Below are 13,669 nucleotides of genomic sequence, written 5' to 3'. Positions count from 1 at the left end.
TATCGATGTTATGAACATCATAGCTAATTACCTAGGTACGCTCGAGAAGTTCGGTGAGTAATTAAAGCCTATCATCACTCAAAGTTGTTGAGCGGCCTAGCCATTATATAGGCATCTTCACCATCATGATAATAACCCTTTATTAAGTCGACTACCCTATAATCCAGCTTCTTATAAAGGTTAATGGCGGGTGTGTTGGAAACCCTAACCTCAAGGTAAACCTCCTCAGCGCCGTAGAAGCGCTTCATAGCCCTCATACCCCTAATCATCATGTTATACGCAATGCCCAACCTCCTCGCCTCAGGTAATACGCCAATTGAAATAACGTGACCCTTCCTAGTCGGCTTACCCTTCCAGATGTAGCTCCAACCAAACTCGACCCTGTTCATCATGTAACCAACCACATCACCGTCAAGCTCAGCCACTATGAAGGCCTTGGGAAAGCTTCTATAGTGCTCCACGAAGAAAAACTCTGGGTAGTTCTCAGGCAGCACCCTCCTGTTTATCATGACGACACTATTTAGATCCGTTATCTCAAACTCCCTAAGCACGAATACCCTGCCATCCCTACCCCCCCTTATGTACTCACGGCCACTCAACTTAGTCGTTATATCCCGAACCTCCTCTCCCATTAAAATCCCAGAGTCGTGAGACTTAATACGTTTTTCCTCATAAAATATCGTTACCTATCAAGTAGGTATGCTGGGATTACAACCAGTATAATGAACCCTAGGGTATACAAGGCGGCGGTGGGGGGGGTCCTGTATGAAAGGCTTAGAAAACCCAGCTGAGGTATTACAAAGACTACAACACCAACAACATCATTATATGGTACTGGCGGATCAGATAGTGAGTTTGCATCACCCTTAAAGGTGTATATGCATCCCTGGGTATTCTTGATGGCTATTACCCTATGTACTATATAGTCGTAGTATATTGGCGAATAGTAAATAGCCACATGTCCCAGAAGCGAACCGCAGGATTTACCTGGTGGTACTATTATTACTAAATCGCCAACCTCGAGCGTCGGCTCCATGGAATACGAACTGACCACCGCCCACGGTATTACAAATAACGACATAACCACAAGTATTATTAATAAATGCCCCCCCAATCCCATTACATTGGCTGTAGCTATTGCGGTACTTATTTTTTACTCGCCTTTTTGGAGAAAGGTTTTTATAGAAGTGCTTTACGGAGACGCCGATGAGCAGCGGTACACAGCAAAAGGGAGGAGTACCAGTGATGGTTCTTAAGGAGGGCTCACAAAGGACAACCGGCGCGGATGCCAGGAGGAGCAACATAATGGCTGCCAAGGTAATTGCCGAGATACTATCAACGAGCCTGGGGGGGCCCAGGGGGGGAATGGATAAGATGCTCATTGATGCCTTCGGTGACGTAACAATAACCGGCGATGGAGCCGCAATACTCAAGGAGATGGAGGTTCAACACCCGGCCGCTAAGTTACTCATTGAGGTTGCCAAGGCCCAGGACGCAGAGGTGGGTGATGGAACGACAACGGCCGTAGTACTGGCTGGCAGGTTGCTGGAACTCTCTGAGGAGTTATTGGATGAGGGTATTCACCCAACAATAATTATTGACGGCTATAAGAAGGCCATGGACTACGCAATACAAGTCGCCAACGAAATCGCCAAACCAATAAATGCCGAGGATAAGAATCAACTGGCACTTGTTGCAATGAACTCACTGAGTAGTAAGATTGTTGCCGAGGCCAGGGACTACCTGGCAAAGATCGCCGTTGATGCCTCCGCCATAGCCGTGGAGAAGGTTGGTGATAAGTACAACCTTGACCTAGACTGGATTAAGATCGAGAAGAAGAAGGGACAGTCACTCTTTGAGACGCAGCTGGTCCAGGGTATTGTGCTTGATAAGGAGGTTGTTCACCCAGGAATGCCCAAGAGGGTTGTTAATGCCAAGATAGCAGTCCTAGATGCGCCACTTGAGATTGAGAAGCCTGAGTGGACCACGAAGATATCAGTCTCATCACCACAGCAGATAAAGGCATTCCTCGAGGAGGAGTCCAACATACTGAAGTCCTACGTTGACAAGCTTGCCGAGATCGGAGCCAACGTCGTTATAACGCAGAAGGGCATTGATGAGGTTGCCCAGCACTACCTGGCCAAGAAGGGCATTATGGCCGTTAGGAGGGTTAAGAGAAGCGACATTGAGAAGCTCGCCAAGGCCACTGGCGCCAAGATCGTCACCAGCATTAAGGACATGAGACCTGAGGACCTCGGTACTGCTGGGCTTGTTGAGGAGAGGAAGGTTGGTGAGGAGAAGATGGTTTTTGTTGAGCAGTGTCCGAACCCAAGGGCAGTAACAATATTGCTCAGGGGTGCAGCGGATAGGATACTTGATGAGGCTGAGAGGTCAATGCAGGACGCGCTCCACGTAATTAGGGACCTATACAGGGAGCCTAAGATAGTGCCCGGTGGTGGTGCATTTGAGATGGAGATCGCAAGGAGGCTCAGGGAGTGGGGTAGGAAGTTACCTGGCAAGGAACAGCTTGCAGTGCTTAAGTTTGCAGAGGCTCTTGAACACATTCCGACGATACTAGCCCTAACCGCTGGCTTAGACCCGGTGGACGCTATTGCCGAGCTAAGGAGGAGACATGACGCTGGTGAATTCGATGCAGGTGTTGACGTGCTTAGTGGTAAGATTGCCAATATGACTAAGATCAACGTTGTTGACCCACTGTTGGTTAAGACCCACGTGATTAGGAGCGCCGCTGAGGCCGCAATAATGATACTCAGGATCGACGACATAGTCGCAGCTGCCCAGACAAAGACCGGCGGTGCCGGTAAGTCAAAGACCGAAAGCGGTGGCGAGGAGAGTGAATCAAAGTCTGAATAATAAAAATTTGGCGTTCATAAAGTTAGATTTTTAAACAAATTTATTTCCGTATTCTTCAATGTCATCGTCAAATCAAACCTCAAATTCAATCCTTAAGGAGGATGCATTAGCCGGTATTTTGGGCATTGTTAATGACTTGATTAAGGGTAAGTTGACATATCCACCGAGGATAACTAAGTACGAGCTCGCCAGGATAGTGGCGTCTAGGGCGAAGCAATTGGCCATGGGTGCTCAACCACTTATTAACCCACAGGAGTTGGGTACATATGACCCAATCGACATTGCCATTGAGGAGGTTCGTAGAGGATTGCTCCCGTTTATTATCGTTAGGACGCTACCAAACGGTAAGCACGTGAGGATTAAACTGAAGGACTTACTTGATTTAAGTAGGGAATTTGACGTAAAGTTATAACACTAAATTTTAACCAACTCCATTTTGCCATTATCTATCCTAATCTCCACAGCATCGCCGACATCCAGCTTGGGACCCAGTGCCTCGGCCTCGTCCTCATTAAGCCAAATTAGGAGTCTGGGTATTGGGACCTTACCGCTCATTAATGGGCCAACCATGGGCATTGATCTAAGTAGCTGTTGGACGAGGGGGGGCATCACGTCCCTCATCATTTGCGATGTCTCGTCAGTACCAGTAATGACTGGGCCTGGCGTCTCCCTCTCCTCAACAATTTGTATCGCTATCATTTTACTGCCGGTTGGATCAGTAACCAGAGTCTTACTTACTACATAACCCTTTATTGTTATCATCCGTATTAACCCACATCATGCATTTAAAAAACTTATTAGATATATCCTATGCTCTTTCGATGTTTGAAATTATTACTGTCTTAATCAATATGAATGGAATCGAAAGACTTAAAAATTATATTAAATAGAAAGCATTGTGGATAGTGATATTCAAAGAATCATAAATGAGGTTAAGTTGTCAGCTGAGGGGGATAGTTTCAGAAAGTCCTGATCAAATAAGGGCTGTTTACATTATGGATAAGGATGGCACGGTAATAACCTACGTCACAAATACCATGCTAATTAATACTAGTAGTACATTCCTTGCAGCGCCTAGGTTTATCTCGTCGCTAAAGGGCCTAGTGTCGGCACTACCTATTGGAGGAATTAATTACGTACTAATGCAGGGTATTGAGGGCATTATTCAACTAATGAGTATTAAGGATGTGGGGTATATAATGGTGATAATTAATTCTGAGGCATCAATAGGCCTCACCAGGATAATACTTGAGAAATACGCTGACAAGCTATACGGCTTATTAAGGAAGTTACTTAGCGCCAGCGAGGAAGAGATTGTTGAGGTTGTTAATGTTGAGATAACGCCTAAGGATATTGAAGATGTGATTAACTTCATAAGGAGTAAGGCCGCCATATGAGGTGAACACCATGCCAGTGAAGACCATAAAGATAGTAATAGCTGGACCCTACGGTGCTGGCAAGACAACATTCGTAAAGACCCTAAGTGAGGTATTACCCATCGATACCGAGGCACCTATAACGAAGGGACTAATGGATAACAAGAAAAGTACTACTGTGGCCTTTGACTACGGTAGGATGAAGGTTAGGGAGGACCTCGTCGTGCATTTATTCGGCATTCCCGGCCAGGAGAGGTTTAGCTTCATGTGGAAGATAATTGCCAGGGGCATGCATGGTTACTTGTTCATAGTTGATAGCTCGAGTGAGGAGAGGGTTAAGGAGGCCTTGGGCATGTATAACTTCTTTAGGGAGAACTTCCCATCAACGCCGCACATAATTGCCGCGAACAAGCAGGATATACCCACCGCAGTAGATACGTTTACTATTAAGAATATTTTAAAGGCGCCGTATGAGGTTAAGGTAATGCCATTAATAGCCACTAATAGGAGAAGCGCATTGTTTGTCCTTGTGACACTTCTTGAAGAGATTAAGAATTATCTTGTTGAAATGACGAAGTATAGCAATGAAGAGATACAACAATAATAAATTAATTTATTGTATTTATTTAGTTTTTGAAGTTATCGTTGATGTTCTATCTCCTTAGACTCTCTCAAGCACTATCTCTATTGCTGCAACGGACCTTTCCTTTCCTCCCTGCCCAGTTACCTTGTCGGTCAGTAGCTTTATGTCGCTTATCCTTACCTGGTTTGGTAGGAACCTATCCCTTATCATTACTGCCGTTGAGACGGCCCTAGCGATGGCGCCGCCCCCCCTGGCCTTCAGTATTACCTTCTTGGCTCCCGCGTTGAAGCTCATTACCGTGGCTATTACGTAGCTTGTGGTTGGTTTTTTACCCACTAGTATTGTGGTTTCCTGCGTGCTCATACCTCTTTCGCCGTATTCGGTACCTCCCCAACCCTTTAAAAGCTTAATCCTAGTTACCTAATCGAGAGCTTTATGGAGTAGCCACCATTCAATTTACTAAGAAGTTCGGCACCATTAATTACGTAACCAAGTACATTGATTTGCTCGCCTAAGTCAACATTACCCAACGCAATTACTAAACTCCTTTTTTTAACCCAATAACCAACCTCATATGGCTTTAGGCCAGTCCTCTTACCCTCACTAACTAGGCCAAGATCTAGTGGTATTAGTATGACTTGGCTATACTTTATCGCATTTGCCCTTGCTGGTAATGACTTACCTAACCTGGCGTATGTCAGTGGGGATAGGGCTGGCTCCAACCTAACTACAATGTTTCCAAGATCCTTAACCTCAAGGATTAACTCACTCTCCATAATACTGTGCACCTTATAATCCCGTCACAAGAGGCGCAATCTCCTTATAAACCTTATTGCTAATAAACTTACGTGGGCTGTCAGGAGTGTAAGGTTGGCGAGGTAAAGGATGAGGATGATGTTATTAGGGAGGGACGCAAATTCATAACGTGCATATTAAGTAGTCTCAACCTTAAGTTCATAGCCATAGATAATGGGATTAAGTATCAGGCTATGTATTACGTGGAGACCACAAGTGAGCATTTAAAGGACGCCCTTGATCAAGTGCTCAGTTGCCTTAATGGATCCATTAATTCATTGCCGGATAAATTAAGAGATTATTTAGAGCCCAGGGTTAAGGCGTTTGATGATACGTACGTAATAATGTTTAATAATGAGTTCGTAGCAATAAAGGCGATCTGGTGATTCGGCATGATTGATGAGAGTAAGTATAAGCTTAACTACGTGTATGCGGAGGACTTCGGTACTGGGTATTTTAAGTATGGTCCAATATCTCTTAAGGACAGGCCATACATGATTCAAAGCCGTGGATTATTCCTTAGGGATTTACCAGAGAGCATTAAGTTACTGGTGCCTAAGGAGGTTCTTGAGAGGGGGGGGTCGTGGTTGGCGATGACATACCTAAGTACTTAAGCTCCATTAGGGATGCCATCAGGAACCTGCGTTATCCACTTAAGGATGGCGTTATTAGAAGGGAAGATGAGGATTCCTGGAAGATAATTAAGGAACTTGCTAGGTACGGTTTCTCGCAATTCTACCCGGACTTTATTAAGAGACCTGATTTTAGGGGGGGTCTCTTCCTAGTGGTTGCCTTATCAGCATTGGCGCCTGACTACATGAGGGATAGGATGATTGAGGTTCATAAGGAGGTTAATGAGGAATTTGGCGGTAAATTACTCCAGGCGGTGACCATAATTGATCAACCTTTGCCGTTGCAATCGCCGAAAAGGCAGTGACTTGCACTGTTATTGAGGCTGGGCATGGCAATATACAGCTCGTGCCGATTAGCTATGGGCCGATTAGGGAGGGTATCGTGGCACTTAATAGGGTGGTGCGGAGGCAAATGCGGTTACTAGGGAGGTCCTTAAGGACTCGGGCTATGGTGACTTGGCTAAGGATGATTACGTGGTTGAAATCGTGAAGAGAGCCGTTGGCCTAGTGCCGAGGAATCTAGACGATGCCATTAAGAGGGCTAGGGAGGATCCCGATAGGTTTGCGGTTAAGGTTAGGGTTAATCCGCTGGTTGAGGTTGAATTGAGGGATACCGCATGGATGAGGTTCCTGATTGGCGAGGTTATATTCAATCCAAGGCATGAGGTGTTTACGAGTTATATTCAGCAGGGTAGGCTCGTGATTGAGGATGCCACGGTTGGTGATATGGTGTTTTATGGCGAGATGGATATAGCTGAGGCGTTGATAACGAGTATTAGGAAGGTTCCTGTGGAGATTCAGGATAAGATAATGAGTACGATAATACTTAGCGGTGGTGCATTTAATTGGTCTGTGCCGCCTGGTCTCGAGGACGTGGCTGTTAATAGCGTGGATAAGATCAGGTTAATGGTATCAGAGAGACTTCCAGACCTAGCTAATAAGTTAAGTATCAGTATCGTTAAGGATCCGCAATTCAGTGTTTGGAAGGGGGCCATTATATACGGCTATGCGCTGCCCAGTAACGTGAAGTGGAATGAGAGGACTAAGGAGGGTTGGTATTACCTTCATCAATAGGCCCTTTCATTCTAATCCTATGATTCAATTAGGTTAAAAAGTGAGTTGTTAATTAGTAATGTGTAGGTATAATGAGTATTGAAATTGCAAGGAAGCTTCTTGAGGAGTGGCTATTGCAGAGGGGGGGTTTCAGGGTAGTGGATAAATTGAGTGAGAGGGAGGTCGTGCTCATGGAGGGTAATAACACGGTTTACCTCAGGATATCCACTGAGGAGTTCCCAACGGAGTCCTACATAATTGATGAGCTTAGTAATGTCATGAGGAACAGGTTTAATTACAATAAGGCGTATATAGCGTTTCCACAGAGCGCCAGGGGGGGATTAATCAATGGTAAATTATTCAGGAGTAACAGGGTTGGTGTTTATATTTATGACCTATCATCAAGTGATCCTGAAAGGGCCGTGGAGGAGTTAATACCAAGCATACCAATACAGCTACAGCAGGGTGTTGATGAAAGTATTAAGAAGAGGATTGATGATCTCGAGAAGGCGATTAATGATGTGAGGAATTCCTTATCGGGCGTCAACATTCAGCCATTGGCCAAGGACATTAATGAGTTGAGGAATAGGGTGATGAGGATTGAACAAACAATTAATGAATTAATTGAACGCCTCAATAGGCTAGAGAGTGTTGGACCGCAAGGCACAAGAACGCCTAATACCGCTGTGCAGGAGGGCTCGACAATTAGTAATGAGTTACCCGACTTCCTCAGTAACAATCCGTGGATTGAGGTGTTGAGGAGGAGGTGGTGGGAATGGGTGAGCTTGATGAGTTAATAATTAGGTTCCTGAGGGAGAGGCTTGGGCAGGATGCTGAATTGGCTATTAAGCTTTACATGGCTTATAAGGAGGGCGGTAGGAGGGGGGGCGTTATTAAGGCGATTAATGAGGAGTTGAGTAAGGTTGGTGTTGAGGTGGGTGAGGGGTGAAGGTTAGGATTAATGAGTTAATCATTAGGGACTTCAGGGGGGGGTTTAGAGGTGAGCATAGGGTTGTTTTTAATGATGGTATTAATATAGTTCATGGACCCGTTGGATCTGGCAAGACAAGTATTGTTCAGGCGATTGAGTATGCGCTCTATGGAACCCAGTTGGAGGTTAAGGAGAGGGTTTCGAAGTTAGTTGACCTAATAAATGAGGATTCGAATTCCTCACTCGTTAGGCTAGTGCTTACTGGTGGTATCGAGATTGTTAGAGAGCTTAAGAGGTCTGGCGAAACTGCAAGGGAGAGTCCTACTGCCATAATTGACGGCACTAGGTATAAGGGTGATGACGTCAATCCTAAAGTCATAGAGTTCCTGGGCGTTGACGACGATGACTTTGAGAGACTTGTACTAGTTACGCATAGGACCCTTGAGGCCCTAGTCTATGGTAATATCACGAAGAGGAGTTTATTCATTGATAAGTTGTTTGGGCTTGAGGCGCTCGACAATTTAAATAAGTCGTTGCCCATGTCCCAGCTTGAGGAATTGATTAATAGGCTTAGGCAGAGGCTCGCCAGTGTTAAGGAGCTTCCTGAAATAATTGTTAAGTATGGCTCCATCGAGAGGGCGCGGGAGAAGGTTAATGAGCTTAGGGAGGAAATTGATAGGTTGAGGAAGGAGGAGGAGGAACTCGGTAATGCCTACAATGACTTATTGAGAAAGAGGGAGGAAATACTGAAGAACTTCAGGGGGGGTGTTGAGGAGTTATACAGTAATTATATCGCTACTAGGATTAGGAGGGAGAGCCTTGAGCAGGAGCTTGAGAGGGCGGGTATTAAGGAGGTTAATGAGACGAGCATTAGGCTTAGGCTTGAGGAACTTAGGGATTCATTGGTTGAGAAGCTTGAGGAGTACGCACTTGTTAAGGAGGCTGATGAGGTTAGTAAGTTAGTGATAACTAATGATAACCTGGCTGAGGCTGCGAGAATATATACAAAGCCTTTGAGGAACTCGCCAAACTTAAGGATAAGCTGGTTGAGGATAGGGAGTACCTTAGTAATGTCCGTAATGACCTCGAGATCCAGGTCGAGTCACTGAAGGCATCACTTAAGGAGCTGGAGGCAAGGCTTTCCCAGGAGGAACCCAGGGTTAGGGAGTATAGGGCATTAGTTGATAAGTATGGTGAACCAATTAAGGTTAGGAAGGACATTGAGGAGTTGAGGAGTGGGCTTGAGAAGCTTAGTTCCGAGGAAAGCTTTAGAGTATCGTTACTAAATGTTTTACAATACATATTGAGTAATCACGAGGAGAGGTGCCCTGTCTGTAATAGGCCGTTGAGTGAGGAGGATTATGAAAACATTAAGAGGAGGATTGAGGAGTTATCGAGGGGGGGTCGTAGTGACGAAATTGAGGAGATGAGAAATAAACTGAATGAGCTGGAGAAGGCCTTAACTAATATGGAGACCTTGTTACCCATCGTTAATGATTACGAGACCACCGTTGAACGTGCACGTGATGTTAGGTCTAGGTTTGAGGCTGTGATCTCGAAGCTTGAGACTATTGAGAAGACCATTAGGGATATTGATAGGAGAATTCAGGTACTTACGAGGTTTATTGACGAGTTTAGGGCTGAAATTGACGATGTTGACAAGGCAATTTCATACCTAAGAAGTATAGGGAACTTAATTCCCTGAAGCGGCAGGAGGAGGAATTTAGGCAACAACTCAGTAGTCTTGGTGTTGATACGAGAGCTTTAACGAGTATTGAAGACCAAATTAGGTATATTGATGAGAGGTTGACCCAGGTTAGGGCTAGGTTAAGTGATGACTCGGCAGAGCTAAGTAGGCTTGAGCTTGCACTGTCAAGTCTCGGCTTCGATAAGGAGGACCCCCCCTCAGTGCTCAGGAAGAGACTTGACTTCCTCGAGGACTTCTACAACAGGTTGGTCAGGATTAGGGCTGGTATTAGGGAGGTTCAGGCCAGGGTTAGGGATGAAATGATTAGGATTGTTAGGGACAACGTTGGTTCAATATTCAAGCTACTATACCCATACAATGACCTTGAGGGTGCGGGTATCGAGGTTACGGTTAGGGATAGGGGGCATTGTCGGAGTAGTCAGTGAATACACACTCTATGCAATTAGGCCTGGCGGTAGGAAGGTTACAATATCCAGGTTGAGCGATGGGCAGAGACTGACGATAGCCTCTCATTCCTGCTAAGTGTCTATAGAGCTACTAACCACAATGTTGACTTCCTACTAATGGATGAACCAATACCCTACGTTGACGTAAACATTAGGAGGGCCTTTGCAGCGTTATTAACCAGGTTCGTTAGTGAAGGCTTGGTTGGTCAGGTAATAATCACGACTCAATCAGAGGATTTAGTCAATGATATCGTGAAAGCGGCCGAGGAGGCTAATGTTAGGTATAGTGCTATTAGGCTTGTTAAGGAGGGTAATGAGAGGAGGATTGTCCAGTGAACCAATTAATTATGAATAGTTTTATTAAGGACTTTATGCCGAATACCTACGATGGAGGGAATATTCGTAGCCTTGGCAATACCCTTTAAAAACGGTAAATTGGATGAGGAGTCCCTTGCGAGGCACGTTGACTCACTAACGAAGGCTGGCGTTGATGGTTTCTACCCATTTGGTACGACTAGCCAGGGACCATACCTAACACTTGAGGAGAGGAGAGAGGCCTTGGAGGTTATTTCAAGGAATACGAATAGGCAGTTAATGGTTCATGTCTTCTCATTTGATTGGCAGGACGTGGCGGAGACGGTGAGACTTGCCGAGAGGTATGGCGCAGTGGCTATCTCCTCAATACCACCAATCTATTATAGACCAGATTATGAAACGTTGAGGAGGTACTACGAGAAGCTGTCCCAGTTAACGAAGCTACCAATATTCATCTACAACATACCGCAGAACACAGGCTTCAACGTAACACCAGACCTAATAGCGAGGCTACTCAGTGATGGTGTTAAAATAGCCGGTGTTAAAGATAGTACTGGCGACATAACACAGATAATGGGCCACGTTAGACTAGGCATAACTGTGCTCAATGGCGCAGACTCCACAATACTGCCGGCACTTATGGTTGGGGGGGCAAAGGGTTGTATCTCGCGATGGCCAACGTGCTTCCGGAGGTCATGAGAGAAATGTTCAATGACTTCAGGACCGGTAGCTTCAGTCAGCCATGGAGAAGCAGGACTTAATAGCCAGGGTTAGGGAGTTGATTAAGGAGTATCCAGGGGGGGTTGATGGATATTACAAACTCGTGCATCTACTGCGTTACGACTTCGGAACAGTTAAGGAACCATACCTAAGACCATTGAGCGACCCAGAGATGCAGAGACTCAAGGATGGATTAATAAGGTTAGGACTAAAACCCAGGGTGTAACTCCATTAAATTTAAAAATGCTCATTCAATTCAGCTCGATCTATCTTTTAAGAACACCCGAAGTAAAAAATTCTTGGTAATTAATGATTATTTAATATCCATGAATATCAATAGGAGGACTATTGCAATAACGGTGTTTGCTATATCAATTGCCGCCATTATCATACTCATCGCATTAAGTACACTCGCTCAGTCGCTGAACCCCCCCAAGCCAATACTGGCAATCAGTACCGATACATATCAGGTTTACTACTACAACATAACAACAAGGAGGCCGATACTCATAATACGTGGGTACTTAAATAGCAATCCAGTCCCATTAACCGTCAGCCTATTCGCCCTAGGTGAAGGGCATATTTATACGATAGGTTATTATTATGGAGTCGGCTCATTAAATATAAGTCTAACAGCGAAGCCGATAATGGACATAGCCAGGGAGACCGTGAAGGGCTTGGTCTTAAATGGAAATACACTAGATGTGGTATGGCCATCTCTGCTCGCATTCATTACGTACTTTGACAAGTCCACAAACGAGACCAGAACCGTAGTGGCGGCAATTCCGTTTAGCCCAACTTGGATAGTAAATAATGCATCAATAGTAATAAACCTAAATGTATACTTCAGCAGAGTAAAGCCGGTAAAGGTTGTCTACAGCCATGGCACTGCGAATGCCGCATCATCAATAATGAATTCCCTAGTAGACCCATACGGCTTCGTGGGACCATACAACTGCCTCGGAAGTACTAATGTACTGAATGCCGCTCCGCCATCAACCTATGCCGGTACAGGAATTATTTATTGGGAGCCACGTGCCTGCGCTGGATTTAATGGTTCAATACCCATACTGTGGATTGCCTGGGGCGAGGACGCATGGAGTAATAATATTGGTGGTGGGATAGTGCTGAGTATAGGCGGTTACGCTCAAAAGAGCTCTGGTTTCTATGGAGCTGTTAATGTTCCGGGCTCTGGGCTTGAGGTTGTTGGTCCAACACTACAGTTCTCAAGTAATCTACCTATTTATGGAGGCTACAATGGCTATAATTACGTTGATAATATCTATGCATATTTCACATTTTCGTCAAGTCCCTCATTATCGTACTCATACCCGAACCTTTATTACTACGTCAATAGGGGACCAGGCTTCCTTTACCTAGGTATCAATGGTACCCTAGCCTTAATACAGTTCGAGGGTTACTACGTCGATCAGAACGGCTATACTTATTCGCTTGATGAGTATGCTAATGCTACGGCGGTTATCAGCTACTGCCAGGTGCCATACATAATAATGTGCTGTGGGTATGGCCGGGCATTGACCTCGGTAATGGCATTATGAGCTTCATGATGAGCCAGATAGCGCCTAAGTTCAGTTTAATTAGCCCAAGCTATGTTTATGATTATGTCTTCATTTCGAGGGATAGTAACGGTAATCATCACTATAATGGTTTATGCACGTCAAGCCCCAGTATAACATGTACGGCATCAGGCTGCTACTTTTCACTAAGTGTGGCTGCATCAACATTCAATCCCAACCCATATGGAATAGCTGCAGAGGCGGGCTTATTCATAGCCGGTTTAATCCTTGCTTACCCAAGTGTTGGTTCAAGCATAGCCGCGATATTCGGCGGTAATCAGTTCCTGGCGGGTCTAGTGACCCTTGGCATAGCCGGTCTCATGGTTCCACCGCCAGGTTCCTCGTCATTCTTTTACTTCAATACTATAGTTAATTTAGTCGCCAATTACGGCTCGGCATACTACGTGGCGTTTTACGGAACACCCATAAAGTATAGCTACGGCTCAGTGAGTGGCGAGGCATTCCCCGTGGGCATAATCATTAATTCGACACAGCCCTACCTAGGGAACATCTACTGCAATAAGTAAAGTGTGCATTATACATTGTATTAGTATGTCCCATAATCATTGCATTTTAAGGCACAATATATCGGATAAAATTAACTGGTGATTAATGAATACGATGCATAGATTAGGATTTACATTAATGATTGTGCTCAT

General features: G+C 45.0%; 20 protein-coding genes and 1 pseudogene. 16 read left to right on the top strand and 5 right to left on the bottom strand.

The window, feature by feature from the left end; translation table 11 throughout:
• Nucleotides 1-74: 74 nt before the first annotated feature.
• Entirely contained in the window at nt 75-632 is a 558-nt protein-coding gene (locus tag JCM11216_RS12320) for a GNAT family N-acetyltransferase (RefSeq protein ID WP_054854388.1), read from the bottom strand.
• Nucleotides 633-682: 50 nt separating this feature from the next.
• Nucleotides 683-1,054, bottom strand: coding sequence for a signal peptidase I (locus tag JCM11216_RS12315; RefSeq protein ID WP_243676277.1), 372 nt, complete (start codon nt 1,052-1,054; stop codon nt 683-685).
• Between the two features lie 152 nt (nt 1,055-1,206).
• Here JCM11216_RS12315 and JCM11216_RS12310 point away from each other — a divergent pair, with 152 nt between their 5' ends.
• Both JCM11216_RS12310 and JCM11216_RS12305 read left to right on the top strand, forming a co-directional pair.
• A complete protein-coding gene (locus JCM11216_RS12310; protein ID WP_054854386.1) occupies nt 1,207-2,874 on the top strand; it encodes a thermosome subunit alpha in 1,668 nt (555 codons plus the stop codon).
• A 58-nt stretch (nt 2,875-2,932) separates the two neighbouring features.
• Nucleotides 2,933-3,286 (top strand): DNA-directed RNA polymerase subunit K, encoded by a 354-nt coding sequence (locus tag JCM11216_RS12305; protein WP_054854385.1) that lies wholly within the window; start codon nt 2,933-2,935, stop codon nt 3,284-3,286.
• Nucleotides 3,287-3,288: 2 nt separating this feature from the next.
• Here JCM11216_RS12305 and JCM11216_RS12300 read toward each other — a convergent pair whose 3' ends face one another.
• Complete coding sequence (locus JCM11216_RS12300; protein ID WP_054854384.1) at nt 3,289-3,636, bottom strand: arcadin 1; 348 nt, start codon at nt 3,634-3,636, stop codon at nt 3,289-3,291.
• Between the two features lie 233 nt (nt 3,637-3,869).
• On the opposite strand from JCM11216_RS12300, the gene JCM11216_RS12295 reads away from it, so the two are divergent.
• Both JCM11216_RS12295 and JCM11216_RS12290 read left to right on the top strand, forming a co-directional pair.
• On the top strand, nt 3,870-4,271 hold the full coding sequence (locus JCM11216_RS12295) for a hypothetical protein (RefSeq protein WP_243676276.1): 402 nt from the start codon (nt 3,870-3,872) through the stop codon (nt 4,269-4,271).
• 10 nt (nt 4,272-4,281) lie between these two features.
• Nucleotides 4,282-4,854: an ATP/GTP-binding protein gene (locus tag JCM11216_RS12290; RefSeq protein WP_054854390.1), complete on the top strand. Its 573-nt coding sequence runs from the start codon at nt 4,282-4,284 to the stop codon at nt 4,852-4,854.
• A gap of 57 nt (nt 4,855-4,911) precedes the next feature.
• On the opposite strand, the gene JCM11216_RS12285 is transcribed toward JCM11216_RS12290, so the two are convergent.
• Nucleotides 4,912-5,196, bottom strand: coding sequence for a DNA-binding protein Alba (locus tag JCM11216_RS12285; protein ID WP_054854383.1), 285 nt, complete (start codon nt 5,194-5,196; stop codon nt 4,912-4,914).
• 53 nt (nt 5,197-5,249) lie between these two features.
• Nucleotides 5,250-5,621 carry a hypothetical protein gene (locus tag JCM11216_RS12280; RefSeq protein WP_243676275.1) on the bottom strand — a complete coding sequence of 124 codons (372 nt, stop codon included), beginning with the start codon at nt 5,619-5,621 and terminating at the stop codon, nt 5,250-5,252.
• Nucleotides 5,622-5,681: 60 nt separating this feature from the next.
• Between JCM11216_RS12280 and JCM11216_RS12275 the strand changes: the two genes are divergently transcribed.
• The 12 genes and pseudogenes from JCM11216_RS12275 (at nt 5,682) to JCM11216_RS19745 (ending at nt 13,537) form a co-directional block, all read left to right on the top strand.
• On the top strand, nt 5,682-6,014 hold the full coding sequence (locus JCM11216_RS12275; RefSeq protein WP_054854381.1) for a hypothetical protein: 333 nt from the start codon (nt 5,682-5,684) through the stop codon (nt 6,012-6,014).
• Between the two features lie 6 nt (nt 6,015-6,020).
• Nucleotides 6,021-7,334 (top strand): annotated as a pseudogene (locus JCM11216_RS12270) (heat-shock protein Hsp70).
• Between the two features lie 71 nt (nt 7,335-7,405).
• Complete coding sequence (locus JCM11216_RS12265) at nt 7,406-8,110, top strand: biogenesis of lysosome-related organelles complex 1 subunit 2 (RefSeq protein ID WP_243676274.1); 705 nt, start codon at nt 7,406-7,408, stop codon at nt 8,108-8,110.
• Nucleotides 8,080-8,262: a hypothetical protein gene (locus JCM11216_RS19755; RefSeq protein ID WP_243676281.1), complete on the top strand. Its 183-nt coding sequence runs from the start codon at nt 8,080-8,082 to the stop codon at nt 8,260-8,262. The genes JCM11216_RS12265 and JCM11216_RS19755 overlap by 31 nt, the downstream gene beginning before the upstream one ends.
• Nucleotides 8,259-9,353, top strand: a complete 1,095-nt coding sequence (locus JCM11216_RS12260; RefSeq protein ID WP_054854380.1) for an AAA family ATPase — start codon at nt 8,259-8,261, stop codon at nt 9,351-9,353. Before JCM11216_RS19755 ends, JCM11216_RS12260 begins: the two co-directional genes overlap by 4 nt.
• A gap of 119 nt (nt 9,354-9,472) precedes the next feature.
• The gene (locus JCM11216_RS12255; RefSeq protein WP_054854379.1) at nt 9,473-9,949 is read left to right on the top strand and encodes a hypothetical protein; all 477 of its coding nucleotides are present in this window, start codon (nt 9,473-9,475) and stop codon (nt 9,947-9,949) included.
• 101 nt (nt 9,950-10,050) lie between these two features.
• Complete coding sequence (locus tag JCM11216_RS12250) at nt 10,051-10,377, top strand: hypothetical protein (RefSeq protein ID WP_054854378.1); 327 nt, start codon at nt 10,051-10,053, stop codon at nt 10,375-10,377.
• 138 nt (nt 10,378-10,515) lie between these two features.
• On the top strand, nt 10,516-10,734 hold the full coding sequence (locus JCM11216_RS12245) for a hypothetical protein (RefSeq protein ID WP_054854377.1): 219 nt from the start codon (nt 10,516-10,518) through the stop codon (nt 10,732-10,734).
• A 51-nt stretch (nt 10,735-10,785) separates the two neighbouring features.
• Nucleotides 10,786-11,412 (top strand): dihydrodipicolinate synthase family protein, encoded by a 627-nt coding sequence (locus tag JCM11216_RS12240; protein ID WP_243676273.1) that lies wholly within the window; start codon nt 10,786-10,788, stop codon nt 11,410-11,412.
• 43 nt (nt 11,413-11,455) lie between these two features.
• Entirely contained in the window at nt 11,456-11,659 is a 204-nt protein-coding gene (locus JCM11216_RS19750; protein ID WP_243676272.1) for a hypothetical protein, read from the top strand.
• Between the two features lie 73 nt (nt 11,660-11,732).
• Nucleotides 11,733-12,992, top strand: a complete 1,260-nt coding sequence (locus tag JCM11216_RS12235) for a hypothetical protein (protein ID WP_243676271.1) — start codon at nt 11,733-11,735, stop codon at nt 12,990-12,992.
• The gene (locus tag JCM11216_RS19745; RefSeq protein WP_243676270.1) at nt 12,947-13,537 is read left to right on the top strand and encodes a hypothetical protein; all 591 of its coding nucleotides are present in this window, start codon (nt 12,947-12,949) and stop codon (nt 13,535-13,537) included. The genes JCM11216_RS12235 and JCM11216_RS19745 overlap by 46 nt, the downstream gene beginning before the upstream one ends.
• Nucleotides 13,538-13,669: the final 132 nt, after the last annotated feature.

It is taken from the genome of Vulcanisaeta distributa JCM 11216 (genome assembly GCF_001315985.1).
GTDB classification, from domain to species: domain Archaea; phylum Thermoproteota; class Thermoprotei; order Thermoproteales; family Thermocladiaceae; genus Vulcanisaeta; species Vulcanisaeta distributa_E.
The sequence above is the reverse complement of the archived record's forward strand: the minus strand, read 5'-3'. Positions and strand labels throughout refer to the sequence as shown.

Bases quoted from the DNA above. Each gene is read 5' to 3' on its own strand.
- JCM11216_RS12285 (WP_054854383.1), bottom strand. From the start codon at position 5,196: ATGAGCACGCAGGAAACCACAATACTAGTGGGTAAAAAACCAACCACA.
- JCM11216_RS12295 (WP_243676276.1), top strand. From the start codon at position 3,870: ATGGATAAGGATGGCACGGTAATAACCTACGTCACAAATACCATGCTA.
- JCM11216_RS19750 (WP_243676272.1), top strand. From the start codon at position 11,456: ATGGAGAAGCAGGACTTAATAGCCAGGGTTAGGGAGTTGATTAAGGAG.
- JCM11216_RS12310 (WP_054854386.1), top strand. From the start codon at position 1,207: ATGAGCAGCGGTACACAGCAAAAGGGAGGAGTACCAGTGATGGTTCTT.
- JCM11216_RS12245 (WP_054854377.1), top strand. From the start codon at position 10,516: ATGGATGAACCAATACCCTACGTTGACGTAAACATTAGGAGGGCCTTT.
- JCM11216_RS12265 (WP_243676274.1), top strand. From the start codon at position 7,406: ATGAGTATTGAAATTGCAAGGAAGCTTCTTGAGGAGTGGCTATTGCAG.
- JCM11216_RS12305 (WP_054854385.1), top strand. From the start codon at position 2,933: ATGTCATCGTCAAATCAAACCTCAAATTCAATCCTTAAGGAGGATGCA.
- JCM11216_RS12300 (WP_054854384.1), bottom strand. From the start codon at position 3,636: ATGATAACAATAAAGGGTTATGTAGTAAGTAAGACTCTGGTTACTGAT.
- JCM11216_RS12240 (WP_243676273.1), top strand. From the start codon at position 10,786: ATGGAGGGAATATTCGTAGCCTTGGCAATACCCTTTAAAAACGGTAAA.
- JCM11216_RS12290 (WP_054854390.1), top strand. From the start codon at position 4,282: ATGCCAGTGAAGACCATAAAGATAGTAATAGCTGGACCCTACGGTGCT.
- JCM11216_RS12320 (WP_054854388.1), bottom strand. From the start codon at position 632: ATGGGAGAGGAGGTTCGGGATATAACGACTAAGTTGAGTGGCCGTGAG.